Raw genomic sequence first — 22,736 nt, forward strand, 5'->3', positions numbered from 1 at the left:
GTACGCGGAGCCTTAAGCGGTTCCGGAGAAGGGACGGTGCCCCCCGCGCCCCGTCAGGGGCGCGGGGCGGTATCCGATATGCGGCTCCGCCGCGCGGGCGCGACCAGCCACAGACGGCCCGCACTTCGAGCACCGGCCTTCTCGTGGAACGCTTCGCGGGGGCTATTCGAGAAGCTCCGCGTACGAACCCATGGCCATGGCGATGTCCGCCTGGGCCCAGAACCGGTGGTACGTGAACGACGGGACCGCACCGCCCGCGAGATACGCCTCGATCTTCGACCAGGCCGGATCGTCCTCGTAGAACGACCGAATCGAATCGAAGGTCGACGACGAGTTGATCGCGTCGCCGTTCGGCATGGTGCCGGTCCAGCCGCTCGGGATGTAGATGCCGTCGTCGAACCGGTTGTAGTCGGCCCGGTTCTCCGGCACCGCGATGCCCAGGGCGTCCTGGTGGTTGTCCCACATGCCGTCCAGGAGTGCCTTCGCCGTCGTCGCGGCGGCCGTGTCACCGGAGCGGTCCGCGTAGTACGTCAGGGTCTTGGCGTACGCGGCGGCCACACCGACGTCGTTGGTGTAGTCGGCGACGGTGACATGAAGTGCGCTGTTGGAGCCGGGACTTGACGCGTTCCAGGTGTCGGGCTGGCCCGACCACTGGAGGGTCGACGGGATCTGGTAGGTGCCGTCGGGGTTGATGGTGGTGTGGTCCAGCGCCCAGTCCACCCACTTGTCGAGGACGGTCTTCGCGGCCGCGTTCCCCGTCTGCTGGTAGTACTCGGCCACCCGCTCCATCGACCACGCCTGGAAGCCGAACCACTGGTTGGACGGCGGGTCGTGGTAGACGGGCTGCTGGTCGTAGTACATGCCGTAGAAGGTGGACTTGCCGGCCGGCGGGGGCGCGTAACGGCCCGCCCAGCTGTTGGTCGCTCCGCCCGCGATGGCACCCTCGTTGGACTGGAGCCAGCGGTAGAACTCGATCTGCCGGGTCAGCGAGGTGCCCCAGTCGGCGGCACCTGTGCTCGACTTGGGCTTCAGGTCGGCGTAGGCGCTCAGCGCGTACGCGGCCATCGGGTTCTGGTAGCCGCCGTGCGTATGGCTGGAGCCGATGCGCCAGGCCCAGCCCGCCGAGGTGTCGGTGGCGCCGCCCCAGGCGTAGTACCAGGACATCAGGTACATCGAGGCGTCCTTGCCGGTCCCGGCCGCACAGGTGGTCGGACCGACGCAGTTGCCCACCTTCTTGAAGTACTTGTCGTACATCGAGTAGCGCAGGTAGTCGCCCATCTTCGCGGCCTTGGCCACGGTCGTGGAGATCTCGCCGCCCTTGCCCTGCGCGTCGGCCCACTTGTCGGCCCAGTACGCGGCCTGCACCGCACGCGCGTCGGCGTCCGGGGCGTTGGTGAACTTCCACTGCTTGGCGTAGGAGGCGTCACCGGTGAAGAGGTCCAAGTACCCGTTCTTGCCGCCGTACTTGAAGGCGTCGCAGGTCGGCTGCGGAACCGTCTCCCACACCGACTCCTGCGCACCGCGCTGGAAGGTGTTGATGTACGACGGGCCGGTGTCCGTCGGACCCGCCTCGCACTTGCCGGGCGAGTTGCCGTAGCCGTAGACGTTGTCGACGTCCTGCAACCAGTGCATACCGTAGACATCGTCCGTACCGTAGGCGCTCTTCAGTTCACCGGCGATCGGATCCGAACCCACCGACACGCCGGTGTCCAGCTTCGCCGGATACTCGTTGGGTGTGTCCAGCTCGGGCGCGTAGGTCGCCGGCTTGGAGGCGTTGTAGAAGGAGTTGGTCGGCTGGTCGGCGTGCGTGGGGATCATGTACTTCTCCATGATGTCCCAGGCACCGTTGAACTTGGTCCAGTCGCCGGTCACCTTGCCGTACATGGCCTGCAGCCAGAGAAGGTAGCTGTACGCCTCCGACGTGGTCTCGTGACCGTGGTCCGGGGCCTCGACGATCAGCGTCTCCACCGAGTGATAGGGGATGCCCTCGGGAGAGAAGTAGCCGTTCGCCGGGTTGGTGATCTTGCCGTACAGCTCCAGGAAGCGGGCGTCGTACTCGCCCGCCGCCTCGATCTGCGTGACCGTCACCGACGACTTGGCGTGCCCGGTCGCCGTCGACTCGAAGATCGCGGCTCCGGTGCCGGAGGCGTCGGCCGTGATGGTGACGTTCTGGGCGGTGTTCCAGTTCGACGGGGTGAAGGTCAGGGAAGCCCCGCCGGTCACGGACAGACCCGAGTTGCCGCTCGCCCGAGCGGTCGTCACCGTCACGTTCGCGGACGGCTGCGTGGACAGCTTCACCCCGAACGTGCCCGTCTCGCCCTGCTGCACGGCGAGTTGGGTGGCCGAGGCCACCACGGCGGGACCCGAGGCGACCGTGATGCCGACCGGGGTGGACTCCCCGGACGCGCCCAGACTGTCGTACGCCTTCGCGAGCAGCGAATGACTGCCCACGGTCAAGCTTGAGACCGAAAGCGAGTACGGCGACGTGGTGTCGGTGCCCAGCAGCGTGGTGTTGTCGTAGAACTCCACCTTGCTGATCGTCGCCCCGTCCGCGGCGGCGGCGGTCGCCGCCAGCGGGACGGCGTTGCCCTGCGTGTAGACCGCGCCCGCTGCCGGGCTGGTCAGCACCGTGATCGGCGGCTGGTGGGCGCCGGTGCAGGTGGTGCCGTTGATCGCGAAGGACGTCGGGGCGGCGTTGGTGCCGCTGTAGGTGAACTGCGCGCCGGTGGAGACCGCGGCACCGGCCGCGATGTTCCCGTTGTAGGTCGCGTTGTTCACCGTGACCGTCTGACCGGACTGGGACCAGGTGCCGTTCCATCCGTTCGACAGCTTCTGGTTGCCGGCGTAGGCATACGTCAGGGTCCAGCCACTGATGGCGTCCGTACCGCGGTTCGTGATCGTCACGTCCGTGGTGAAGCCGGAGCCCCAGTCATTCGTCTTGTAGTCGACGCTGCATTGAACTGCCGCTGCCTGTGCGGGAGTTGAAGCCACACTCAGCATGGCGAACGGCAGTGCCAGGGCGACCACGACGGCCGTCCACAAGCGCCGGACAGTCCGGCGTCTCCTTCTCGGTGCCATGTGCTGGTTCCTCCTTGCGGCTCGGAGAAGTCAAGGCTTGAACCAGTGGGAGCGCTCCCATAGTGGGGATGAGGGTGAGAGGGGTCAAGATGCTTGAAGAGTCGAAAAGATTCGATGAATGTGGTTGAGGAAAAGTCAAGTGACTCCTCTGTTCTTTGCCGTCACTTGGCGCTAACTTCGGTGACACCAGTGGGAGCGGTTCCATCAGTCGACGCGTCCGTCACGGCGCGCTGATCTGCAAGGAGTCGCTCATGCGACACCCCCCGCGTTCAGTACCTTTACTCAGGCTCGCCCCGCGATGGACGCGCCGGTCACGTCGGCTGGCCCGTTTTTCTGCTGGGGGTCCGGGGGTTATCCCCCGGGGTAAGGCAGTAGCCGTCGCCGGCGCCGTGACCCTCCTCGGGTCCGTGTCGGTTCCGGTCGTCACGGCGTCGGGAGCCACCCCCGCGTGCACGGTGGAGTACTCCGTCACCAGCCAGTGGGACACCGGCTTCCAGGGTGCCGTGACCATCACCAACAACGCCTCCGCCGTGAGCAGTTGGAGTCTCGCCTTCGACTTCGCGGGCGGACAGAAGCTGGGCCAGGGCTGGAACGCCAAGTGGTCCCAGTCCGGTACGACGGTGACGGCGGCCAACGAGAGTTACAACGGCCCGCTCGCCACCGGCGCGAAGGTCAGCGCCGGCTTCCTCGGCTCCTGGTCGGGGAGCAACCCGTCACCGACCTCGTTCAAGCTCAACGGCACGACCTGCAACGTCGACGTGGACCCCTCGCCCACGCCGACACCCACACCGACACCGACCGATCCTCCGGACACCGGTGACGGAACACCGCCGGTCCTCAGAGCCTTGGGGAACAAGCTCGTGGACGCCGACGGCACCACCCGTCGTCTGCTCGGCGTCAACCGTTCCGGCGGCGAGTTCATGTGCGTGCAGGGTTACGGCATCTGGGACGGGCCGGTCGACGACGCCGCCATCAGGGCGATCGCCGACTGGAACGCCAACACGGTCCGCATTCCGCTGAACGAGGAGTGCTGGCTCGGCCTGTCCAACATCAAGCCGGAGTACGCCGGTTCGCACTACATCGACGCCGTCAAGGACCTGGTGGCGAAGGTGAAGGCGAACGGCATGACGCCGATACTCGAACTGCACTGGACCCACGGCCAGTACACGGGCAACTCGGCGGGCTGCTCCGACGTGCACGCCAGCTGCCAGAAGCCGATGCCCGACATGCAGTACACCCCGTCCTTCTGGACGTCGGTGGCCAACACCTTCAAAGCCGACCCGACCGTCGTCTTCGACCTGTTCAACGAGCCCTACCCGGACCGCGCCACCGCCACGACCACCCAGGCGTGGCAGTGCTGGCGGGACGGCGGCACCTGCTCCGGCATCGGCTACGAGGTCGCCGGTATGCAGGATCTCGTCGACGCCGTACGGGCGACCGGCGCCGGCAACCTGATCCTCGCCGGCGGGATCGCGTACTCCAACGACCTCAGCCAATGGCTGACGTACAGGCCCAGCGACCCGAAGAACAATCTCGCGGCCGCCTGGCACGTCTACAACTTCAACACCTGCGCCAACGAAAGCTGCTGGAACTCCCAGCTCGCCCCGGTGGCGGCCCAAGTGCCGCTGGTCGCCGGGGAGATCGGCGAGAACACCTGCGGGCACGCGTTCATCGACCAGGTCATGAAGTGGTTCGACGACCGTGGCCTGTCCTACCTGGGCTGGACCTGGAACACATGGAGCTGCACCTCGGGTCCCGCTCTGATCTCCAGTTACGACGGTACGCCGACGGCGTACGGCATCGGGCTGCGCGACCACCTGCGCTCCCTGAACGGATAACCCCCCTTCACACGACCGGAATCCGAGAACCTCGCAGCGAAAGAAGGAAACCCGCACTCATGAGTCGTACGAGAACCGCGCTCCTCGCAGCCATGGCCCTGGTCGCCGGGGCCTCCGGGACGGCGCTCGCCGTCAACCCCGCGGACGTCGGGGCAGCCGCCATACCCTGCACCGTGGACTACAAGATCCAGAACGACTGGGGCTCCGGCTTCACCGCCGCGGTCACGGTCACCAACAACGGCGCCGCCAAGAGCAGTTGGGCGGTCAAGTGGTCGTACGCCGGAAGCCAGAAGGTCACCAACGGCTGGAACGCGAAGGTCACCCAGAGCGGGACGGCCGTCACCGCCGCCAACGAGAGCTACAACGGCACGCTCGCCACCGGCGGTTCGGCCAGCTTCGGCTTCCAGGGCACCTACAGCGGCACCAACGCGATCCCGGCCACCTTCACCCTCGACGGGGTGACCTGCAACGTCGACGACGGTGGCAGCGGGCCGACCGACCCGCCGGGCCCGGGAACCGGCACCCGGGTCGACAACCCGTACAGCGGCGCCAAGGTGTACGTGAATCCGGAGTGGTCCGCGAAGGCCGCCGCCGAGCCGGGCGGCAGCCGTATCTCCAACCAGCCGACCGGTGTCTGGCTGGACCGGATCGCCGCGATCAACGGCGTGAACGGCGGCATGGGCCTGCGCGCCCACCTGGACGCGGCCCTGGCCCAGAAGGGCTCCGGCGAACTGGTCGTCCAGCTCGTCATCTACAACCTGCCCGGCCGTGACTGCGCCGCCCTCGCCTCCAACGGTGAGCTCGGCCCCACGGAGATCGACAAGTACAAGACGCAGTACATCGACCCGATCGCCGCGATCCTCGCCGACTCCAAGTACGCCGGACTGCGGATCGTCACCACCATCGAGATCGACTCGCTGCCCAACCTCGTCACCAACACCGGCAGCCGTCCCACCGCCACCCCGCAGTGCGACGTCATGAAGGCCAACGGCAACTACCAGAAGGGCGTCGGCTACGCCCTGAACAAGCTCGGCGACGTCGCCAACGTCTACAACTACATCGACGCCGGACACCACGGCTGGATCGGCTGGGACGACAACTTCGCCGCCAGCGCCACCGTGATGAAGGAGGCCGCGACCTCCGAGGGCGCCACCGTCAACGACGTGCACGGCTTCATCGCCAACACGGCCAACTACAGCGCCCTGAAGGAGAACAACTACACCATCAACGACTCCGTGGCCGGCAAGTCCGTCCGCGAGTCCAAGTGGGTCGACTGGAACCGGTACGTGGACGAGCTGTCGTTCGCCCAGGCGTTCCGCAACCAGCTGGTCACCACCGGCTTCAACTCCGGTATCGGCATGCTGATCGACACCTCCCGCAACGGCTGGGGCGGCACCGCCCGGCCCGCCGGACCGGGAGCGACGACGGACGTCGACACCTACGTCAACGGCGGCCGCTACGACCGTCGTATCCACGTCGGCAACTGGTGCAACCAGTCCGGAGCCGGACTCGGTGAGCGTCCGCAGGCCAGCCCCGCGGCCGGGATCGACGCCTACGTGTGGATCAAGCCCCCGGGTGAGTCCGACGGTTCGAGCTCTGCCATCCCCAACGACGAAGGGAAGGGCTTCGACCGGATGTGCGACCCGACCTACACGGGCAACCCGCGCAACGGCAACAGCCTGTCCGGCGCCCTGCCGAACGCGCCGCTGTCCGGGCACTGGTTCTCGGCACAGTTCCAGCAGCTGATGACCAACGCGTACCCGCCGCTGTCGTAACACCGTGAATGCGGCTGCGGGGCCGTTGTGGCTGGTCGCGCAGTTCCCCGCGCCCCTTCGGGGGCGCGGGGGTCCGCCGGGTCCTTCAGTTCTCCCGCGCCGGGCCCGGCGGGTTTTTTGCCGTCCCGGCAACAGTGGTGGCCTCCCCACGGTGCGTCGGCGCACGCTGGCCGCACCCGGACGAGAGGCTGACCCCCATGGCGCACGACCACCACGACCAACCCGGCCACACCCACGACCACCACGGCCACTCCCACGATCACACCGACATCGACTGGGCCGAGATGGCCCCGATGCTGGAGGAGCAGGCCGAGCTGTACATGCCGATGTACGAACGGGCGATGGCCTGGCTCGCCAAGCGGCAGACCGAGCCGGGGCTCGTCGTCGACGCGGGCAGCGGACCCGGTGTCGCCTCCTGTCTGCTCGCCGAGAACTTCCCCGGCGCCCGGATCGTCGCCGTCGACGGCTCCGAGCCGCTTCTCGAGCGGGCCCGGGACCGGTCGGGCCGGCTCGGCGTCGCGGACCGGTTCGGCACCCTCGCCGGCGAACTGCCCGGCGTACTGGAGGAGTTGGAGTACCCGGCCGACCTGATCTGGGCCAGCTGGAGCCTGCATCACCTCGGCGATCAGCGGGCCGCCCTCGCCTCGTTCGCCGACCGGCTCGCGCCCGGCGGCACGCTGGCCCTGCTGGAGGGCAGCCTGCCCACCCGGTACCTGCCGCGCGACATCGGCATCGGCCGCCCCGGACTCCAGGCCCGGCTCGACGCGCTGCACGAGGACTGGTTCAGCGAGATGCGGGCCGGCCTGCCCGGCACCGTCGACGTGATCGAGGACTGGCCGGCGCTGCTGGCCTCCGTGGGCCTCAAGCACACCGGCACCCGCAGCTTCCTGCTCGACCTGCCCGCCCCGACCACGGACCGGGCCCGCCATGTCGCCGTCAACACCCTGACCCGGATGCGCGAGGTCGTCGGCGACCGCCTCGACGCCGAGGACAGAGCCACCCTCGACCGGCTCGTCGACCCCGACGACAAGGCGAGCATCCACCACCGGCCGGACGTCTTCGTCCTGGCGGCACGCACGGTGCACACGGCCGCCCGCGGCGTCTGACGATCAGCAGCGGCCCGGCCGGGCGCAGACGCTGATCTCCACGCCCTGCACCCGGCGGGTGCCGCACCGCACGAAGTGCTCGGCGAGCACCCGTCGCTTGGCCTGCTCCCGAGCGGTCTGGTCGAGTGGCTGACCCACTGGTTCTCTCACCATGACGAGGCGCGTCGCCGCCGGCGTCCGGGCCCGGATCCGGGCGACGGGTCCCTGCTCGGGGGCAGCGCGCCCGACGGGGTGGTGCAGGTGGGGGAGATGCACAACGGCCGGTTGCACATCACGACCTCGCATCTCGCCGACCGAGTCGCCGCGTTGGGCCCCGGCGCGCGGCGGACCGGGTGCGCGCGCGGGCCGGGGGGCGGTCTGACCGCCACCGAGTGGCGCCGCTGCTTCCCGCCCGCCGACTACCGTGCCACCTGCGGCACTTGACTTCGAGAATGCTCCAAGTGATCTACTCCCCGGCATCCGCAGGACACCACAGGGGGTAACCATGACCGACTCTCCGGTCGCACTGATCACCGGCGGCGGCAGCGGTATCGGCGCCGCGGTCGCCCGGCAACTGCTCGCGGCGGGCCACCGGGTGGCCGTCACCGGGCGCGGCGAGGAGCGGCTGCACGGCTTCGCCGAGGAACTCGGCAACCCGGAGGAACTGCTGACGCTCGTCGGCAACGCGGCCGACTACGACAGTGTGCGGTCGGCGGTCGACCGTACGCTCAAGGAATTCGGTCGACTGGACACCGTCGTCGCCAACGCCGGCTTCGCCACCCACGACTCCGTCGCCGAGGGCGACCCCGCCGGCTGGACCGAGATGGTGCTGACCAACGTCCTGGGCCCGGCGCTGCTCATCCGCGCCTCCATCGACGCCCTGAAGGAGACGCGCGGCCGGATCGTGCTGGTCGGGAGTGTCGCCGGGTTCGTGCCGGGGCCGGGCAACATCTACGGGGCGACGAAGTGGGCGGTGACCGGGCTCGCCGAGAACACCCGGCGCCAGGTGACCGAGTGGGGCGTCGGCGTGACCCACATCGCGCCGGGCCGGGTGGAGACCCCCTTCTGGGACAGCTACGGCAGCCTCCCGCCCGGCCACCTCCTCACCGCCGACCAGATCGCCGACTCGGTCGTGTGGGCCATCCGGCAGCCGGAGGGCGTCGACGTCAACACCGTGGTCGTACGGCCGATCGGTCAGCCCAACTGACGACCGAACGGTCGGGCCGGTACCGGTCCGCGTGTTCTTCGCGCGGACCGGTGGCCGATGCATGGACCGTCGGTGCGCGGGTACGCGGGCGATCTCCGCAACCGTCGTGAGGACCCCGCTCCGTGGCACGTACCGACGCCGTCCGAGACCGCCTGCACCTGTCCCGGGAGCCCATGGGCCCGCGCGGCGGGCAGGCGGTCGCGGCGCTGACGCTGGCCGTGTCACCGGTGTGCATCGAACTGTCCGGCGCGGACGCCGGTACGGCCTCCGTGTACCGGTGTCTGCTCGCGCTGCCCGCGCTGGTGCTGCTGGTCCTCCCGGAGTACCGGCGCGAAGGCCCGCCGCCGCGGCGGCAGCTGGTGTACGGACTGGCGGGCGGAGTGCTGTTCGCGGGGGACATGCTGCTGTGGACGAAGGCGATCAGCGAGGTGGGCGCGGGGCTGTCGACCGTGCTGGTCAATGTGCAGGTCGTCCTGGTGCCGCTGCTGGCCTGGGCGGTGGACCGTGAGCAGGTCCCGGGCCGTTTCCTGCTGTGGCTGCCGGTCCTGATCGCCGGTGTGGTGCTCACCGGGGGGCTGTTCGAGAAGGGCGCGAGCGGCAGCGACCCCGGGGCGGGCACCCTGCACGCGATCCTGGCGGCTCTCAGCTACTCGGGTTTCCTGTTCCTGCTGCGCCGCGGCGGCTTCCACGGCCACGTCCGTACGACGTACACCGCAGTGGTCTTCTCGGCCACCGTCGCTTCGGCCCTCGGCGGCTGGGCCTGGGGCGCCCTCGACCTCGCCCCGCCGGCGGGCACCCTGGCCTGGCTCGCCCTGGCGGCGGTCACCAGCGGCATCATCGGCTGGCTCATGGTCGCCGTCTACTCGCCCCGGCTCCCGAGCCACGTCGGCGCGGTCCTGCTGCTCCTCACGCCCGTCGGCGCGTTGGCGCTGGGGGCGCTGGTGCTGGGGGAGCGGCCGACGCTCGCACAGTGGGCCGGCGCGGCGCTGATCCTGGTCAGCGCGTACGCCACGGTCACCGGTCGGCGGGGCGCCCCCTCCGCGGGGGACGCCCCTCGTGACGCCTAGCCGAACACCTTGACCTCGCAGCCGGACACGACGTAGCAGCGGTCGCGGCCGGCATAGCCGAGGACGATGTCCACCTCGCCGTTCTGGGCGTAGATCGTGTCGTTGCCGGCGCTGCCCCTCAGCCCCGAAACGCCGTGCCGTCAGGCCGCGTTGAACGTCGACGGGTCCGGGCCCAGCCGACGGTCCTCGTTCAGCGCGCTGATCGCCGCGAGGTCCTCGGTGTCCAGGCTGAAGTCGAAGACCTCGATGTTCTCCTTGATCCGGGACGGGGTCACGGACTTGGGGATCACGACGAGGCCCAGCTGGAGGTGCCAGCGCAGGACGACCTGCGCCGGGGTGCGCCCGTGCTTCTGCGCGATGGCCACGATCGCCGGGACCTCCAGGAGGCCCTTGCCCGAGCCGAGCGGCGACCAGGCCTCGGTGGCGATGCCCTGCTCCGCGTGGTAGTCGCGGGCCGCGCGCTGCTGGAGGTGCGGGTGCAGCTCGATCTGGTCGACGGCCGGGATGACGGACGTCTCGGCGATCAGCCGTTCAAGGTGCGCGGGCTCGAAGTTGGACACACCGATGGCGCGGACCCGGCCGTCGGCGTGCAGCTTCTCGAACGCCTTGTACGTGTCGACGTACAAGTCCCGCTCAGGAGTGGGCCAGTGGATCAGGTACAGGTCCACGAAGTCCAGGCCCAGCTTCTCCAGCGAGGTGTCGAAGGCGCGCAGGGTGGCGTCGTACCCCTGCTCGCTGTTCCAGAGCTTGGTGGTGACGAAAATGTCCTCGCGCGGGAGACCGGCGGCCGCGATCGCCTTGCCGGTGCCCTCTTCGTTGCCGTAGATCGCCGCTGTGTCGATGCTGCGGTACCCGGCCTCCAGAGCGGTGCTGACCGCTCGCTCGGCCTCGTCGTCCGGCACCTGCCAGACTCCGAACCCCAGCTGGGGCATCTCCACGCCGTTGTTGAGGATGATCGGGGGGACCTTGCTGCTCACGAGCTCTTGATCCTTACGGTTGCCGACAGGTGGTACTCCCATCGTCAACGATCAACTGCCCCGATGCATTCCTGACCGCCGAATCCGACAGAATCCGCCGGAAACAAGCTCAGGCCCGGTACAAGGCCTCGACCTCGCCGGCGTACGTCGTCTCGATCGCCTTGCGCTTCAGCTTCAGCGACGGCGTCAGCAGCCCGTGCTCCTCGGTGAACGGCTGCGCCAGTATGCGGAACGTACGGATCGACTCGGCCTGCGAGACCAGCGTGTTGGCGGCGACCACGGCCCGCCTGACCTCCGCCTCCAGGTCCGCGTCACGCACCAGCTCGGCCGCGGTCAGCTGGGGTTTGCCGCGCATCGCCAGCCAGTGCTCGACGGCCTCCTGGTCGAGGGTGACCAGCGCGGCGATGTAGGGGCGGTCGTTGCCCACGACGATGCACTGGGCGACCAGCGGATGGTCCCGGACGCGTTCCTCCAGCACCCCGGGCGCCACGCTCTTGCCGCCCGAGGTGACCAGGATCTCCTTCTTGCGGCCGGTGATGGTGAGGAAGCCGTCCTCGTCGAGGGAGCCCAGGTCGCCGGTGGCGAGCCAGCCGTCGTGCAGGGTCTCGTCGGTGGCCTTCTGGTTGTTGAGGTAGCACTGGAACATGTTGGGGCCGTGCAGCCAGATCTCGCTGTCGTCCGCGATGTGCACGGTGACGCCCGGGATGGGCTGGCCGACCGTGCCGTAGCGGGTGCGTCCGGGCGGGTTGGCGGTCGCCGCCGCCGTCGACTCGGTCAGGCCGTAGCCCTCGTAGATCTGCACACCCGCGCCCGCGAAGAACAGCCCGAGCCGGCGGTCCATCGCCGAGCCGCCCGACATCGCGTTGCGGATCCGGCCGCCCATCGCGGCCCGCACCTTGGCGTAGACGAGCTTGTCGAAGAGCTGGTGCTGCACGCGTAGACCCGCCGAAGGACCGGGCCCGATGCCCCAGGCCTTGGCCTCGACGGCCTCCGCGTACTTCACCGCGATCTCGACGGCCTTCTCGAAGGGCCCGGCCTTGCCCTCCTTCTCGGCCTTGCGGCGGGCGGCGTTGAAGACCTTCTCGAAGATGTACGGCACGGCGAGGATGAACGTCGGCTTGAACGCGGCCAGGTCCGGCAGCAGAGCGGCGGCGTTGAGCTGCGGCTGGTGGCCGAAGCGGACCCCGCAGCTGATCGCGGCGACCTCCACCATCCGCCCGAAGACGTGCGCGAGCGGCAGGAACAGCAGGGTCGCCGCCTCGTCGCCCTTCTTGGAGTGGAACACCGGCTCCCAGCGCTCGGCGACCGTGTCCGCCTCCCACATGAAGCTGCCGTGGGTGATGACACAGCCCTTGGGGCGGCCCGTGGTGCCCGAGGTGTAGATGATCGTGGCGACCGAGTCCGGGGTGACCGCCTGCCGGTGGCGGTGCACCACGTCGTCGTCGAGGGCGGCGCCCGCGTCGTACAGCTCGTGCACGGCGTCGGCGTCCAGCTGCCACAGTTGGCGCAACTGCGGCAGCCGGTCGATGACGGTGGCGATCGTCATCGCGTGGTCCTCGTGCTCCACGACCGCGGCCGTGCACTCGGCGTCGTAGAGCATCCAGAAACACTGCTCGGCCGAGGAGGTGGGGTAGATCGGCACCACCTGGGCGCCGATCGCCCACAGGGCGTAGTCGAAGAGGGTCCACTCGTAGCGGGTGCGGGACATGATGGCGACCCGGTCGCCGAACCGGATGCCCTGGGAGAGCAGCCCCTTGGCGAGGGCGAGCACCTCGTCCCGGAACTCCGCGGAGGAGACGTCACGCCACTGGTCCTGCTCGTCCTTGCGGCCGAGCGCGATGTGCAGGGGGTCCTCCTGGGCACGCCGGAAGACGACGTCGGCCAGTCCTCCCACGGGGGCCGGCAACGCCAACGGAGGGTTGGTGAACTCGCGCAAACCCCGCTCCCCGCTCCCTGGTCCCCGTTCCTGGTGACGCTCCGCACAGCGCCGTGAAAGCTACCCCACCCGGCGACGGGACGGGAGGGGGCGCGAATCCGAGCCCTGTTCAGGTACGCACTGGTCAGCGCCGGAAAATGCGCTCACATGGGGAAGGGTCGGACAGAAAACTGACGGTTGAGTAAGTTTCGGTCCCGTAATCTCCACCGAATCTGTACGACCCGCCTACGGCTCACGGCCGCTGACGGAATGATCAGTTCCGCCGTGCTGCCGTCTCCTCTGTCAGCGTCTTCGCGGCCGAATCCGTCACACCCGCCTCGTCGGCACCCGGCGTCCGGACCAGGGCGAGGACCAGCACCCCGCCGACCGTCGCCAGCGCACCCGCCGTCACCGCCGCCGTGTTGAGCCCCGAGGCGAACGCGGCCCGCAGCACCTGCTCCGGGAAGACACCCCGCAGCGCTCCGGCACCGCCGCCCGCGAGCGTGTGCGCCGCCTCGTGCGGCAGCGTGTCCCGCATCCGCGAGGTCAGCGCCGTACCGAAACCGGCGATCCCGAGCGCGTACCCGAGCTGCCGGAACGTGTTCACCGCGCCGCCGGCCATTCCCGCCCGCTGCGGCGGTACGGCGGCCAGCGCGGCCCCCGCGATACCGGGCGCCACCAGCCCCGTACCGAAACCCACCAGCAGCAGCCCCGGCACCAGAGCCGCCGCACCCGAGCCCGCGTCCAGGACCGCCATGCAGAACTGCCCCGAACCGATCAGCAGCAGCCCGCCCCCGACGGTGATCCGCACCGGCACCCCGTGCAGCAGCCGGCCACCGGCCGCGGACACCACGAACGCGGCCAGCGACATCCACAGGAACACCAGCCCGCCGCGCACCGGACTCATCCCCAGCACGGTCTGCAGCCAGATCGAGGTGTACACCATCACCCCGAACGCCGCCGCGTTGTAGGCGAGCGCCCCCGCCATCACCCCACAGAACGCGGGCCGCAGGAACAGCCGCAGATCGAGCAGCGGATCGGCCACCCGCCGCTCCACCACGACGAAGCAGACCAGCGCGAGCGCCGCGAGCCCGAAGGAGGCGAGAGTGCCGGCCGCGGTCCAGCCGTGCGAGCCTGCCCGCACCGCCCCGTACGTCACCCCGCCCGCGAACGCCGCGAACGTCACCGTGCCCGCCCAGTCCACCCGGCGCCCGCGCGCCGCCCGCGACTTCGGTACCAGCCGCAGCGTCAGCCACACCGCGGCCACGCTCACCGGCAGATTGACGTAGAAGATCCACCGCCAGCCCGGCCCGTCGGTCAGCAGCCCGCCGAGCACCGGCCCCACCGCGGCCGCCCCACCGCTCACCGCGCCCCACACACCGAGCGCCACCGACCGCCGCCGCCCCTGGTAGACCGAGCCCAGCAGCGGCAGCGTCGTCGCGAACATCGCCGCCGCGCCCACCCCCTGCAGCCCGCGTGCCGCGACCAGCGTCCCCGGCCCGGAGGCGAGAGCGCACAGCAGCGACGCCACCGCGAACAGCACGACACCCGCCACATGCACCCGCCGATGCCCGAGCACATCGGCCGCGGCCCCGATCCCGAGCAGCAGCGCGGCCAGCGCCAGCGCGTACCCGTCCATCACCCACTGCAGATCACTCAGCGACGCGTCCAGCGCACGCGCCATGTCCGGCAGCGCGACGATCGCGATCGTCACATCCAGCAACAACATGAACGTGCCCAGGCACACCGCGGTGAGCGGCCCCCATGTACGCATGTCCTCAACTCCTCGTCCGTGGGCTGCGTAACGCTTCGTACGATGGCTCCGGTGCGGACGATCCCACTGGAGATGGGTATTCGAGCGCCGGAACTCGACAGGAGAAGGCATGTTGACGCTCAAATCCACCGTTCTGGACGCCCTCGACCTCCAATTGCTCTCGGCGCTCGAGGTCAACGGCCGCGCCTCCTTCAGCCGCCTCGGCGCGGTGCTCGGGGCCTCCGACCAGACGATCGCCCGTCGCTACCGCAAGCTGTGCGCCGAGGCGGGACTGCGGGTCCTCGCACTGCGCGACCCCCACGTCCTCGGCGAGGACCAGTGGATCCTCCGGTTCCGCTGCGCGCCCGACAGCGCGCCGGCCATCTGCGACGCGCTCGCCAAGCGGCCGGACACGGCCTGGATCGGACTGGCCTCCGGGGGCACCGAGATCGTCTGCATGACCCGGCCGCGCGGCCCCGGCGACCACGACGAACTGCTGCTCGGCAAGCTGCCCCGCACCCCGGGCGTCGTGGACATCCGCGCCCACCAGCTGCTCCATCGCTTCTACGGCGGCCCGGCCGGCTGGTCGAGGAAGTTCGGCGCGCTCGACGACGAGCAGATCGCCGCCCTGCGCCCGCACCCGGAACCGGGGTCCAAAGCGGCCAGCATCGAGCCGGACGACGAACCCCTGCTCGCCGTCCTGCGGCGCGACGGGCGGGCGGGCTCTCCGGAACTCCGGCGCGCCACCGGCCGCTCCGAGTCGGCCGTCAAGCGTCGCCTCGCCGCGCTGCTCGCCTCCGGGGCCCTCTACATCGACATCGAGTACCACTCCGAGGCGCTCGGCTACCCCCGGGCCGCGTCCCTGTGGATCACCGCCGCACCCGGCGCCCTCACATCCGTCGGCCGGGCCCTCGCCGGCCACGACGAGGTCGCCTTCGCCAGTGCCACCGCCGGCCCCTCCAACCTCGTCGTGACCGCGGTCGTCAGGGACACGGCGGGGCTGTACGCCTACCTCAGCGGGCCACTGGGCCGGCTGGAGGGGGTCCAGCACGTGGAGGCGACGCCGTTCCTGCGGAGGGTGAAGCAGCTGACGTACGAGGCGCCCGGACGATGACGTACGGGGCGCCTGCCGGCTAACGCCGGTGCAGCCGGTCCCCGCCCGTCAGGATCGCCGCCGCGAGCGCGTCCGCCGCGCCCTGGGCCGCCGTACGTCCGCGGCCGTGGACCAGGACGAAGTCGACCCGGCCGAGTTCGGGCAGGCCCGCGCGGTCCGGCATGCGGACCAGGCCCGGCGGGACGAGGCCGCGGGAGTGGGCCATCACGCCGAGGCCGGCGCGGGCCGCCGCGATGAGGCCGTTGAGGCTGCCGCTGGTGCAGACGATGCGCCACTCGCGGCCCTGACGCTCCAGAGCCTCCAGGGCGAGGGCACGGGTGATGCCCGGCGGGGGATAGACGATCAGCGGCACCGGGCGGTCCGCCTCGAGGCGGAGCCGTTCCGCGCCGATCCACACCAGCTTGTCGTGCCAGACGAGTTCACCGCGCGGATCCTCCGGCCGCCGCTTGGCCAGCACCAGATCCAGCTTCCCGGCCTCCAACTGCTCGTGCAGGGTGCCCGAGAGCTCGACGGTCAGCTCCAGGTCGACCTCGGGATGGTCGTAGCGGAAGCCCTCCAGGATCTCCGGCAGCCGGGTCAGCACGAAATCCTCGGAGGCGCCGAAGCGCAACCGGCCGCGGAGCCGGGTACCCGTGAAAAATGCCGACGCCTGCTCGTGCACGTCCAGGATCCGGCGCGCGAAGCCGAGCATCGCCTCGCCGTCCTCCGTCAGCTCCACGGAGTGGGTGTCCCGGGTGAACAACTGCCGCCCCGCGGCATCCTCCAGACGCCGTACGTGCTGGCTGACCGTCGACTGGCGCAGCCCGAGCCGCCGGGCCGCCTGCGTGAAGCTCAGCGTCTGCGCCACCGCCAGGAACGTACGCAACTGGGACGGGTCGTACATGGCCCGTAGCTTATCGCGGAACGTGATGACAGTCAGTGCCGTATGCCGGATTCCCGATCGCGGGCCGGAGGAGGACGATGAAGAGGGGCCCTGCGGCCCGGTACGCCGACAGACACAAGCTAGATGGAGCACCGTGAAACGCCTGCGTTGGCCGAGTTGGATGCCGATCGACCCGTACATCCTGCTGCTCCTGGGAACGGTGGGCCTCGCCGCCCTCCTCCCGGCGCGCGGGACGGGCGCGGACGTCGCCTCCGGGGCCTCCAGCGCCGCGATCGCCTTGCTCTTCTTCCTCTACGGCGCCCGCCTCTCCACCCGTGAGGCGATGGACGGGATCAAGCACTGGCGGCTCCACGTCACGGTCCTGGCCTGCACCTTCCTCGTCTTCCCGCTGCTGGGCACGGCCACCCGCGGCCTCGTCCCGGTGCTGCTGACCCAACCGCTCTACCAGGGCCTGCTCTTCCTCACCCTTGTTCCCTCGACCATCCAGTCGTCGATCGCCTTCACCTCCATGGCCCGCGGCAACGTGCCCGCGGCGATCTGCGCCGGCTCCTTCTCCTCGCTGGTCGGCATCGTCATCACCCCGCTGCTGGCGGCCGCCCTGCTCGGCAGCAGCGCCGGAGGGTTCTCCGCCGACTCGCTCGTCCAGATCGTGCTCCAGCTGCTGGTGCCGTTCGTCGCCGGGCAGCTGCTGCGCCGCTGGATCGGCAGCTTCATCGCCCGGCACAAGAAGGTCCTCGGCCTGGTCGACCGCGGCTCGATCCTCCTGGTCGTCTACACCGCGTTCAGCGAGGGCATGGTCCAGGGCATCTGGCACCAGGTGAGCCCGATGAGGCTGGCCGGACTCCTCGTGGTCGAGGCCGTGCTGCTCGCCGTGATGCTCGCGCTGACCTGGTACGGCGCCAAGGCGCTTCGCTTCGACCGCGAGGACCGGATCGCGATCCAGTTCGCGGGCTCGAAGAAGTCCCTCGCCTCCGGACTGCCCATGGCGAGCGTGCTGTTCGGCGCGCACGCGTCGCTGGCGGTACTGCCGCTGATGCTCTTCCACCAGATGCAGCTGATGGTGTGCGCGGTGATCGCCAAGCGCCGCTCCCACGACCCGCGCCCGCAGGAGCGGACGGGGGAGGGGCCGGGGGCCGAGGTCACTTCCGCGGCTTCAGCGTCAGCGTCACGAACCGCGGTCGGTACAGGGACACGTTCCGGTTGAGCTGCGCCGCCGCGGCGGCCGGCTCCAGCCAGTTCACGTCGTAGCTGAGCACCAGCCGTCCGCCGCCGCTCCCCGCGCCGGAGGCGCTGTCGGATACAGCGCTGTGGACCTGCGGGTTGTACGCGGCGACCTCGCCGTCCGGCAGCGCGGCACCGAAGTTCCTGGTCGGCCCGTGCCACGGCCCGGTGGGGGAGCAGGCCCAGTACGAGGTGACGGTGGTCAGCCCCGCGGTGCCCGCCGCCATGGTGAACAGGACGTACGTGCCGTCCTTGCGCACCACGGAGTAGGCGCTGCCCACCCCGGTGCGTTTGCGCTCGTTGCCGAGCACCGGGGCCGGGTGGGCTCCGGGATCCCACGTGGAGCCGTTCCAGTACTGCCAGGCCGAGGGCTCCCCGAGCCTGCCCTCCGGGACCCGGGCCACATACGCCGACGACACCGGCCGGGACGCCGCCTGGCCGTCGTCGCCGCCGAAGACGTACGTCCAGCCGTCCTCCTTGATCAGCGTCGTCCCGAACAGGACACGCCGGGAGGCGTCCGGGACCAACTGCTGGTCGAACACCTTGGTGATGGACTCGACCCGCAGATCGGGCAGCGAGAGCGTGGCCACCTCGGTGGCGGTGGGCGTTCCGTAGATCCACGGTGCCGCCCCCGCCGTCCGCACCCACAGCAGTACCCGCACGACCTGCTCGTGCGACCCGGGCTCACGCGGCTCGACCCGCGCCGCGACCGGCCACCGCCACTGGTCGGGTGCCGGGTCGGGGAAGAGCGGGGCCGGCAGGGTGGCCTCCAGCCGGTCCTCGCGCATCAGCACCGCCGAGTTACGGACCAGCGGGGCGGTGGTGTCCCGCCAGGCGAAGGACTCGCCGACCGGGTTGGGCGGGGCGTACACCTGGCCGAGATAGGTGTCCGAGAACAGCCACAGCACCCGGCCGTCCGGCAACCGCACCGAGTGGGTGCCGTCACCGCCGGTCCAGTCGTCGGCGCGGGTGGCGTCGTCGCCGTAGCGGGCGAACTCGCCGGTGAGCCGGTTGTCCGCCGACCAGGCGCCGACGGTATGCGGTATACAGTCGCCCGCATCCTGTCGATCGTCGTCCTCGGGCAGGGCTGTGAGCAGCACGGCCCCGAGAACCAGGGCCAGCAGCAGGCCGAGCCCCGTTCCCGTCCGCTGTCGTGCTCGTACGTCGTCGGGCACCCACGGGACGTTAGTGGCTCCTGCTCCTGCGGTCCATGGGCAGTCGGCGGACCGTCGTCCCGGGGCTGATCCTCGGGGGCATCGGAACTCGCCGGTGTGCCGTGAGGGCCACGGTCAGCTCTGGGTGGCCGTGGTCCGCAGGGCGATACGGTCCTCTCCCGCGTACACGTTCATGGACGAGCCGCGCAGGAAGCCGACGAGGGTGAGACCGGTCTCGACGGCGAGGTCGACGGCGAGGGACGAGGGCGCGGAGACGGCGGCCAGGACGGGGATGCCGGCCATGACCGCCTTCTGGGCGAGTTCGAAGGAGGCCCGGCCGGAGACGAGCAGGACGACGCGGGACAGCGGCAGGTCGTCGTTCTGGAGAGCGCGGCCGACCAGCTTGTCGACGGCGTTGTGCCGGCCGACGTCCTCGCGTATGTCGAGGAGTTCGCCGTCCTCGGTGAAGAGGGCGGCGGCGTGCAGACCCCCGGTCCGGTCGAAGACCCGCTGAGCCGCGCGCAGCCGGTCGGGGAGGCCCGCGAGCAGTTCGGGTTCGAGACGGACCGGGGGAGTGTCGGAGATGGGCCAGCGGGCCGTCGTACGGACCGCGTCGAGACTCGCCTTGCCGCACAGGCCGCAGGACGAGGTGGTGTACACGTTGCGCTCGAGGGTGATGTCGGGGATCACCACACCGGGGGCGGTCCGCACGTCCACCACGTTGTAGGTGTTCGAACCGTCCGCGGTCGCCCCCGCGCAGTAGACGATGTTCTGCAGATCGGATCCGGTCGCCAGTACACCCTCGCTGACCAGGAAACCGGCCGCCAGGGCGAAGTCGTCGCCCGGTGTGCGCATGGTGATCGCGAGCGGCTTGCCGTTCAGCCGGATCTCCAGCGGTTCCTCGGCGACCAGCGTGTCCGGGCGGGACGAGATCGCCCCGTCCCGGATGCGGATCACCTTGCGTCGTTCCGTGACTCGTCCCATGTCCTGATCAGCCCCGGTTCTGTACGTGCTGGTAGCCGAAACGGCCCTTGATGCAGAGCTTGCCCCGGGTCACCGGGTCGTCGTGCGGCGCGGTGACCTTCACGATGTCATTGTCCTGCACGTGCAGGGTCAGGCCGCAGCCCACCCCGCAGTACCCACAGACCGTCGTCGTCCTGGTCTGTGCCGATTCATCCCAAGTGCCCGCCGCGCGTCCGTCGAACTCCGACCTGGACGACAGGGCCCCCGTCGGGCACACGTCGAGACAGTTCCCGCAGTACGCGCACGCCGAGTCGGTGAGCGGGGCGTCGTACTCCACGGTGACGCGGGTATCGGATCCGCGGCCGGAGACAGCGATGGCGAACGTGCTCTGCCCCTGGTCGCCGCAGACGTCCACACACCGGCGGCACAGAATGCACTTGCCGTGGTCGCGCACCATCAGGTCGTCGTCGAGTCTCGGTTGTGCGGCGAGCCGGGCCGCGCCCGGGCCGAAACGTTCGGGCTCGGCCCCGTACTCCTCGATCCACCCGGCGACGCCCGGTGTCATCGACAAGTCGACCGAGGAGGCGAGCAGCTCCAAAACGGTCCGGCGGCTGTGCCGTACGCGCTCGGTGTCCGTCCGCACCGCCATGCCGGGCTCGGCCCGGCGGGAGCAGGCCGGGACGAGGGCGGGCGAGCCCTCGACCTCGACGACACAGAGGCGGCAGGTGCTCCTCGGGGCGAGAGCGGCGCCGTGGCAGAGGGCGGGGACGTCCGTGCCCGCCGCCCGGCAGGCGTCGAGGAGCGTCGCACCCTCGGGGACCCTGGTCTCCTCGCCGTCGAGGGTGAACGCGAGCATCCGGCGCGGAATCCCCAGCGCTGTCACGGTCACGCCTGCACCCCCAGCCGGTCGACGGCCGACTCCACGGCGTTCCCCGCGGACCGCCCGACACCGCACAGCGAGGCGTCCCGCATCGCCCGGCCGACATCCCTGAGCAGGGCGAGATCGTCCGCCGCGGCCGCGCCGGCCCGCTCCACGATCCGGCGCAGCGCCTCCTCCTGCCGCACGGTCCCGATCCGGCACGGCACACAGCTCCCGCACGACTCCGCGCGGAAGAACTCCGCGATGCGCAACACCAGTCGAGGCAGCGGCACGGTGTCGTCGAAGGCCATGACGACACCGGAGCCGCGTGCGGTGCCGGCCTCCCGCGTGCCGTCGAGGGGGAGCGGGACGTCGAGTTCGTCAGGGCCTGCGAAGGCGCCGGCCGCCCCGCCGAGAAGCACCGCGCGCAGGCCCTCGCGCACGCCGGCCAGAGCGAGGACCTCACCCGGCGTGGTGTCGAACGGCAGCTCGTACACCCCCGGCCGGTCCACGCTGCCCGACACACAGAACAGCCTCGTCCCGACGGGGCGGCCCGCGCCGGCGGCCGCGTACGCCGGCTCATCCCGGGTCAGGACGGGCAGTACGCGGATCAGCGTCTCGACGTCCTCCACGACTGTCGGTCCGCCGAACAGGCCCTTCTCCGCCGGGTGGGGCGGAGTGGGGCGCGGCTCGGCCCGCAGCCCCTCGATGGCGTTGAACAGGGCGGTGTCCTCGCCGCAGACATAGGCGCCCGCACCTCGCCGGATCTCGATGTCGAAGGCATGGCCCCGGCCGAGGATGTCGTCGCCGAGCAGACCACGGGCGCGTCCACGGTCGACGGCACATTGCATACGGTGTATCGCTCGCGGGTATGCGTCGCGCAGGTAGAGGTATCCCGTATGCGCACCGATCGCATACGCCGCGATCGTCATCGCCTCCACCAGCGCGTACGGGTCTCCCTCCATGATCACCCGGCTCCCGAAGGCGCCCGGCCCGGACTCGTCGGCGTTGCACACCAGATGGTGCGGGTGGTCGGGCCGCGACGCCACGTCCAGCCAGGTGCGGCCGGCGGGGAAGGCGACGCCGCGCCCGACCGGGCCGGCGTCCGTGATCTCGCGGAGGACTCCGGCGGGGCCGAGCTCGTAGGCCCGGCGCAGAGCGGCGTAGCCGCCATGGGCGCGATAGTCGTCCGGCGAGGACGGGTCGGCCACGCCGACGCGTCGCAGCAGCGTCAGCGACGCGCCCCCGGCCTGCGGCACCGCGTCGGCGGCCGGTGGTTCCTCGGGCGCCGAGTCGGGGGAGACCGCGGCGAGCACGGCCGCGGGCACGGTCGCCGGCGCCGACACCGCCGTACGCACCGGATCGCCCGCCCTGACCACGAGCGCCGCCGGAGCCCGCTCGCACAGGCCGAGACAGGCGCCGCGCTCGACATCCACCCCGCTGTCCGGGCCCAGCCGCGCCTCGATCCCGGCACACAGTTCCGCCGCCCCGGCCGCCGCGCAGACCAGGTCCGTGCACACGCGGAGCACGGTCGCGGGACGGGGCCGCACCGAGAAGTGGCCGTAGGAGGTGGCGACGCCGTACGCCTGTGCCGGCGGTACCGTCAGCCGTCGGCACAGGTAGGCGAGGGCGCCCTCGCTGATCCAGCCGACGCGGTGGTTCAGCGCATGTAGCCCGGGCAGCAGCAGATCGCGGCGGGCCCGGGTCGTCCGCCCGCCGCGGGACCACCGCAGGTCCGCCTCGGTGCGTTCCCCGCCCTCCCAGAAGGAGGAGGGCGGCCCCAACAGCTCGTCGACGGCCGCGCGTTCGTCGTCCGTCGGCTCGCTGTCGCCGAAGTGCAGGTCCAC

Annotated in this window: 18 protein-coding genes; 8 read left to right on the forward strand and 10 right to left on the reverse strand. The window is 70.6% G+C overall.

Features of this window, described 5'->3' with window-relative positions:
- Window positions 1–162: 162 nt before the first annotated feature.
- Window positions 163–3,078, reverse strand: a complete 2,916-nt coding sequence (locus tag TN53_RS09610; protein WP_046258017.1) for a glycoside hydrolase family 48 protein — start codon at window positions 3,076–3,078, stop codon at window positions 163–165.
- A 407-nt stretch (window positions 3,079–3,485) separates the two neighbouring features.
- Between TN53_RS09610 and TN53_RS09620 the strand changes: the two genes are divergently transcribed.
- The 3 genes from TN53_RS09620 to TN53_RS09630 all read left to right on the forward strand — a co-directional run bounded on the left by TN53_RS09620 (window position 3,486) and on the right by TN53_RS09630 (window position 7,797).
- Window positions 3,486–4,916, forward strand: coding sequence for a cellulase family glycosylhydrolase (locus TN53_RS09620; protein WP_046258019.1), 1,431 nt, complete (start codon window positions 3,486–3,488; stop codon window positions 4,914–4,916).
- 59 nt (window positions 4,917–4,975) lie between these two features.
- On the forward strand, window positions 4,976–6,691 hold the full coding sequence (locus TN53_RS09625) for a glycoside hydrolase family 6 protein (protein ID WP_046258020.1): 1,716 nt from the start codon (window positions 4,976–4,978) through the stop codon (window positions 6,689–6,691).
- A gap of 197 nt (window positions 6,692–6,888) precedes the next feature.
- On the forward strand, window positions 6,889–7,797 hold the full coding sequence (locus TN53_RS09630; protein WP_046258021.1) for a class I SAM-dependent methyltransferase: 909 nt from the start codon (window positions 6,889–6,891) through the stop codon (window positions 7,795–7,797).
- Between the two features lie 3 nt (window positions 7,798–7,800).
- Here the strand turns inward: TN53_RS09630 and TN53_RS49100 are convergent, their stop codons facing one another.
- A complete protein-coding gene (locus tag TN53_RS49100) occupies window positions 7,801–7,935 on the reverse strand; it encodes a hypothetical protein (protein ID WP_267886531.1) in 135 nt (44 codons plus the stop codon).
- Window positions 7,936–8,037: 102 nt separating this feature from the next.
- Between TN53_RS49100 and TN53_RS47215 the strand changes: the two genes are divergently transcribed.
- From TN53_RS47215 to TN53_RS09645, 3 genes are all read left to right on the forward strand, one after another.
- Entirely contained in the window at window positions 8,038–8,220 is a 183-nt protein-coding gene (locus TN53_RS47215) for a hypothetical protein (protein WP_159038109.1), read from the forward strand.
- Between the two features lie 61 nt (window positions 8,221–8,281).
- A complete protein-coding gene (locus TN53_RS09640) occupies window positions 8,282–8,983 on the forward strand; it encodes an SDR family oxidoreductase (RefSeq protein ID WP_046258022.1) in 702 nt (233 codons plus the stop codon).
- Between the two features lie 122 nt (window positions 8,984–9,105).
- Window positions 9,106–10,050: a DMT family transporter gene (locus TN53_RS09645; protein ID WP_199924542.1), complete on the forward strand. Its 945-nt coding sequence runs from the start codon at window positions 9,106–9,108 to the stop codon at window positions 10,048–10,050.
- Between the two features lie 140 nt (window positions 10,051–10,190).
- Here TN53_RS09645 and TN53_RS09650 read toward each other — a convergent pair whose 3' ends face one another.
- The 3 genes from TN53_RS09650 to TN53_RS09660 form a co-directional block, all read right to left on the reverse strand.
- Window positions 10,191–11,027 (reverse strand): aldo/keto reductase, encoded by an 837-nt coding sequence (locus tag TN53_RS09650; protein WP_046258023.1) that lies wholly within the window; start codon window positions 11,025–11,027, stop codon window positions 10,191–10,193.
- A gap of 109 nt (window positions 11,028–11,136) precedes the next feature.
- Entirely contained in the window at window positions 11,137–12,963 is a 1,827-nt protein-coding gene (locus tag TN53_RS09655; RefSeq protein WP_046258024.1) for an AMP-dependent synthetase/ligase, read from the reverse strand.
- A 253-nt stretch (window positions 12,964–13,216) separates the two neighbouring features.
- The gene (locus TN53_RS09660) at window positions 13,217–14,716 is read right to left on the reverse strand and encodes an MFS transporter (protein ID WP_046258025.1); all 1,500 of its coding nucleotides are present in this window, start codon (window positions 14,714–14,716) and stop codon (window positions 13,217–13,219) included.
- A gap of 109 nt (window positions 14,717–14,825) precedes the next feature.
- On the opposite strand from TN53_RS09660, the gene TN53_RS09665 reads away from it, so the two are divergent.
- Window positions 14,826–15,809, forward strand: a complete 984-nt coding sequence (locus TN53_RS09665; RefSeq protein WP_095046394.1) for an Lrp/AsnC family transcriptional regulator — start codon at window positions 14,826–14,828, stop codon at window positions 15,807–15,809.
- A gap of 19 nt (window positions 15,810–15,828) precedes the next feature.
- On the opposite strand, the gene TN53_RS09670 is transcribed toward TN53_RS09665, so the two are convergent.
- Window positions 15,829–16,692 (reverse strand): LysR substrate-binding domain-containing protein, encoded by an 864-nt coding sequence (locus TN53_RS09670; protein WP_046258026.1) that lies wholly within the window; start codon window positions 16,690–16,692, stop codon window positions 15,829–15,831.
- A 160-nt stretch (window positions 16,693–16,852) separates the two neighbouring features.
- Here TN53_RS09670 and TN53_RS09675 point away from each other — a divergent pair, with 160 nt between their 5' ends.
- Window positions 16,853–17,896, forward strand: coding sequence for a bile acid:sodium symporter family protein (locus TN53_RS09675; protein WP_046258027.1), 1,044 nt, complete (start codon window positions 16,853–16,855; stop codon window positions 17,894–17,896).
- On the opposite strand, the gene TN53_RS09680 is transcribed toward TN53_RS09675, so the two are convergent.
- The 4 genes from TN53_RS09680 to TN53_RS09695 all read right to left on the reverse strand — a co-directional run bounded on the left by TN53_RS09680 (window position 17,832) and on the right by TN53_RS09695 (window position 22,736).
- Complete coding sequence (locus TN53_RS09680) at window positions 17,832–19,088, reverse strand: DUF4185 domain-containing protein (protein ID WP_046258028.1); 1,257 nt, start codon at window positions 19,086–19,088, stop codon at window positions 17,832–17,834. The two genes, TN53_RS09675 and TN53_RS09680, sit on opposite strands and share 65 nt — an antisense overlap.
- A gap of 114 nt (window positions 19,089–19,202) precedes the next feature.
- On the reverse strand, window positions 19,203–20,051 hold the full coding sequence (gene fdhD / locus TN53_RS09685) for a formate dehydrogenase accessory sulfurtransferase FdhD (protein ID WP_046258029.1): 849 nt from the start codon (window positions 20,049–20,051) through the stop codon (window positions 19,203–19,205).
- A gap of 7 nt (window positions 20,052–20,058) precedes the next feature.
- Window positions 20,059–20,919: a 2Fe-2S iron-sulfur cluster-binding protein gene (locus TN53_RS09690; protein ID WP_046258030.1), complete on the reverse strand. Its 861-nt coding sequence runs from the start codon at window positions 20,917–20,919 to the stop codon at window positions 20,059–20,061.
- Window positions 20,916–22,736: an NADH-ubiquinone oxidoreductase-F iron-sulfur binding region domain-containing protein gene (locus TN53_RS09695; RefSeq protein WP_046258031.1), complete on the reverse strand. Its 1,821-nt coding sequence runs from the start codon at window positions 22,734–22,736 to the stop codon at window positions 20,916–20,918. Before TN53_RS09695 ends, TN53_RS09690 begins: the two co-directional genes overlap by 4 nt.

It is taken from the genome of Streptomyces sp. WM6386 (assembly GCF_000972385.1).
Lineage (GTDB): Bacteria > Actinomycetota > Actinomycetes > Streptomycetales > Streptomycetaceae > Streptomyces.